This window comes from Microbacterium sp., from assembly GCF_011620715.1.
Classification (GTDB): domain Bacteria; phylum Actinomycetota; class Actinomycetes; order Actinomycetales; family Microbacteriaceae; genus Microbacterium.
This window is the reverse complement of the sequence record NZ_WOYP01000049.1, coordinates 1-3,351: the sequence shown is the minus strand read 5'-3', so window position 1 is coordinate 3,351 and position 3,351 is coordinate 1. Positions and strand designations below refer to the sequence as shown.

Annotated in this window: 6 protein-coding genes; 2 read left to right on the top strand and 4 right to left on the bottom strand. The window is 65.2% G+C overall.

The window, feature by feature from the left end; all coding sequences use genetic code 11:
* Positions 1–3 precede the first annotated feature (3 nt).
* Complete coding sequence (locus QZV84_RS04845) at positions 4–900, top strand: SDR family oxidoreductase (protein WP_292826153.1); 897 nt, start codon at positions 4–6, stop codon at positions 898–900.
* A 72-nt stretch (positions 901–972) separates the two neighbouring features.
* On the opposite strand, the gene QZV84_RS04840 is transcribed toward QZV84_RS04845, so the two are convergent.
* The 3 genes from QZV84_RS04840 to QZV84_RS04830 form a co-directional block, all read right to left on the bottom strand.
* A complete protein-coding gene (locus QZV84_RS04840) occupies positions 973–1,344 on the bottom strand; it encodes a hypothetical protein (RefSeq protein ID WP_292826150.1) in 372 nt (123 codons plus the stop codon).
* A complete protein-coding gene (locus tag QZV84_RS04835; protein WP_292826147.1) occupies positions 1,341–1,493 on the bottom strand; it encodes a hypothetical protein in 153 nt (50 codons plus the stop codon). Before QZV84_RS04835 ends, QZV84_RS04840 begins: the two co-directional genes overlap by 4 nt.
* Positions 1,494–1,611: 118 nt before the next feature.
* A complete protein-coding gene (locus QZV84_RS04830; protein WP_292826144.1) occupies positions 1,612–1,968 on the bottom strand; it encodes a helix-turn-helix domain-containing protein in 357 nt (118 codons plus the stop codon).
* Positions 1,969–2,038: 70 nt separating this feature from the next.
* On the opposite strand from QZV84_RS04830, the gene QZV84_RS04825 reads away from it, so the two are divergent.
* Positions 2,039–3,076, top strand: a complete 1,038-nt coding sequence (locus QZV84_RS04825; protein WP_292826140.1) for an LLM class flavin-dependent oxidoreductase — start codon at positions 2,039–2,041, stop codon at positions 3,074–3,076.
* Between the two features lie 31 nt (positions 3,077–3,107).
* Here QZV84_RS04825 and QZV84_RS04820 read toward each other — a convergent pair.
* On the bottom strand, positions 3,108–3,351 hold a 244-nt coding region (locus tag QZV84_RS04820; RefSeq protein WP_292826137.1), incomplete at its 5' end, for a cation transporting ATPase C-terminal domain-containing protein.

Sequence of the window (3,351 nt, the reverse complement as noted above, 5' to 3'; positions counted from 1 at the left end):
GACATGACGCGCGACCAGTACACGTTCACGAACCCTGCAGAGCTCTACACCGACTTCGCACCGAAGAAGCAGCATCAGCCCGAGCCCGGCCTGGATTCGGAACTCCAGCCGCAGGCAGACCTCGGCGAGAAGACCTATCGCGGAATGGGGCGACTCGCTGGCCGCAAGGCGCTCATCACCGGCGCGGACTCGGGCATCGGCGCGGCGACGGCAATCGCCTTCGCCCGTGAGGGCGCGGACGTGGCGATGTCGTATCTCCCCGAGGAAAGGGCGGACGCCGAGCGGATCGCGCAGATCATTCGGGAGGCGGGCGTGAAAGTCCTGACACTGCCGGGCGACCTTCGCGATGCCGCGTACTGCCGTGATCTCGTCGAGAAAGCTGTCGAAGGACTCGGCCGACTCGACATCCTCGTGAACAACGCCGGCAAGCAGATCTACAACGAAGACCTTACGACGATCGACGACGAGCAGTTCGATGATGCCTTCAAGACCAACGTCTACGCGATGTTCTGGATCACCAAGGCTGCCCTCCCCCACCTTGTACCCGGCTCCGCGATCATCAACACGACGTCGGTCCAGGCGTACAAGCCATCGGAGATCCTCGTCGACTACGCCTCTACGAAGGCGACGATCAACGCCTTCACGAAGGCGCTCGCTCAACAGCTCGCGCCCAAGGGTATCCGCGTCAACGCGGTCGCGCCTGGCCCGATCTGGACGCCTCTGCAGGTCACCGATGGCCAGCCGCCGGAGAAGCTCGCCGAGTTCGGCGCGCAAACGCCGATCGGCCGCGCAGGCCAGCCTGCGGAACTCGCCCCCGCGTTCGTGTTCCTCGCCTCGGCCGAGTCGAGCTACGTCATCGGCGAGACACTGAACGTAAACGGCGGCACACCAACTCCGTAACCAGGACCGAGTCGGCTACACGTGGGGGTGGCTGCGGGACGTCGATCACGCGCCTGAGGATGAGCTCGGGGATCAGTCCGAGGCGAGCATGATCTCCCCGGCAATGTCGCCGTCGGGCGACGACACAGAAGTGGATGCCACGCCGCCGGCAACGAGAGGGCGATAGTGCGGGATGCGTGTCGGGCGCTGTGCGCCGCAGTTGAGGGTTCTCCACCGCTCGAGGTCTTCGAGCACATCGCCGGCATACCGGTATCGCGTGGGCAACGGTATCCCGGCGCCGAGCCAGATGACCTCTAACTCATCCTCTTCGGCTTCATGGACGCAGGCGATCACGTTGCGCGCGTCGGTCTCAGGGAAAGCGTGATCCCGGATGACCCAATTCGCGGAGTCGATACGATGCAGCTCAAGCGAGGCCGGCTCGTGAGGTTTGGGTGTCGGAGTCATATCCAGACCTCGATCGCGCCCGTACGGAGCATCTCCGCGGCGAGCGCGTCTTCGAACACATCGGCTTCGTCCCTCAGCCCGAACGTCGCTTCGTCGACATCGCCGGTGATGTGCGGGGAATGGGGCTTCATCGCCCGGTCGAGAACCATGTCCTGTCTTCCTCCATTGGTGGCGAGGGGTACTCCATTTTGCCGGCGCATCACCAAAACCGGATGAGGCTTGACAAGCGGTCGCGCCCCACCCCATCGTCTCGGTCGACCTCACCCACTAGGCCTGCGTGTCGTACCGGCGTCGGGCGGACGCCACGTCGTCGAGGTGCTGGTCCGTCCAGGTCGCCAGGACGCGGAACGCAGGCTGGAGAGTCTCTGCAAGCGGGGTGCTGGTGTATTCGACGCGGGGTGGAACCTCGGCGTGGTAGGTGCGTCGGATCAGTCCGTCGCGTTCGAGTTTGCGCAGTCGTTCGGTGAGGACCTTGGGAGTGATGTCGGGGATCAGGCCGCGCAGCTGTGAGAACCGGAGGGTGCCGTGTTCGCTGAGGACCCAGAGTATGTGTGATGTCCAACGGGGCAGCAGGATCTCGACGGCGGGCCCGAAAGGGCAGGGATCGTCGGGCCGCTTGTGCATCATCTTTCCCCCGGTGTCTCTTTAGTATCCGCTTGGAAACCAGTATGTAAAGAATACTAGTATCGGAGGCATGGAACTAGGGATCTATTCATTCGGTGATATGACGGGCGAAATGACGCCACAGGCCTGGGGCGAGCGGCTGGATGCTCTGCTGCGGCAGGCGGAAGCTGCGGACGCGGCTGGGCTCGATGTCTTCGCGCTGGGCGAGCACCATCGTCCGGACTTCGCGGTATCTGCTCCGGAGGTGGTGCTGGCGGCGGTCGCGGCGCGCACGGAGCGGATGCGGTTGACCACGTCGGTGACGGTGCTGTCCACGACGGATCCGGTGCGCGTGATGGAGCAGTTCGGCACGCTGGACCTGCTCTCGCATGGACGGGCGGAGATCACCGTGGGGCGGGGGGCGTTTACGGAGTCATTCCCGCTGTTCGGCTACGACGTGCGGAACTACGACGACTTGTTCGAAGAGAAGCTGCGCCTGTTGATCCGGTTGCGGGATACCCCGGGCCAGCCATGGCAGGGCCGGTTCCGTACCCCGTTGCACGAAAGTATGCACATCGGCCCGCGACCAATCCAGGAGCCCCTGCCGATCTGGATCGGCGTGGGCGGAACCCCGCAGAGCGCAGTACGGGCGGGCACCCTCGGGCTGCCGATGTTCCTGGCGCTGTTCACCGGGGCGGCGCAGGGAGTGAACCTGGTGGAGCTGTACCGGCGTGCCGGTGAGGCTGCCGGGCATGCAGCCGACGCGTTGCAGTTGGCAACCGGCGGGCACATGTTCGTCGGTCGGAACTCGCAAAGTGCACAGGACCAGTTCTACCCGTACTACTCCCACTACATGTCCTTGCATCCCGCGTTCCAGGGTGGCATGCCCCGGCACGTATATGACCAGTGGGTCGCCGCGGGACTGCTGGTCGGCAGCCCGCAACAGGTCATCGACGGCATCCTGGCCCAACACGAGATCCTCGGTTCCAACCGGTTCGTCGGCCAGTTCGACCCCGGCATGCCCGCATCCGCTGCAGACGCGAGCTTGGAGCTCTTCCTGACAGAAGTGCTCCCCGTGGTCAAGGCGGAGACCCGAGCGAACCCCGAGCCCGCAGGCGCGACTGCCTGAGATCGGGATCGCGCGCGCCGGTCGGGGCCCCTCACGCCTCCCGCCGGGTATGGCGCTTCCGCACGATCCGGCCGACCTCGCGGATCGCGACGAAGATGGCCGCCGCAAGCAGAACGAACCCCCAGTCCAGTGCGCTCAGCGGTCCCGTCTTGAACATCGCCTGCACCCAGGGCAAGTAGACGATCACGAGCATGATGACCACCCCTGCGCCGCACGCCAGCCAGTAGGTCGGGTTCGAGAGTGTGTAGCGGCTGAACAGCCCGCCCGCGCTGCGG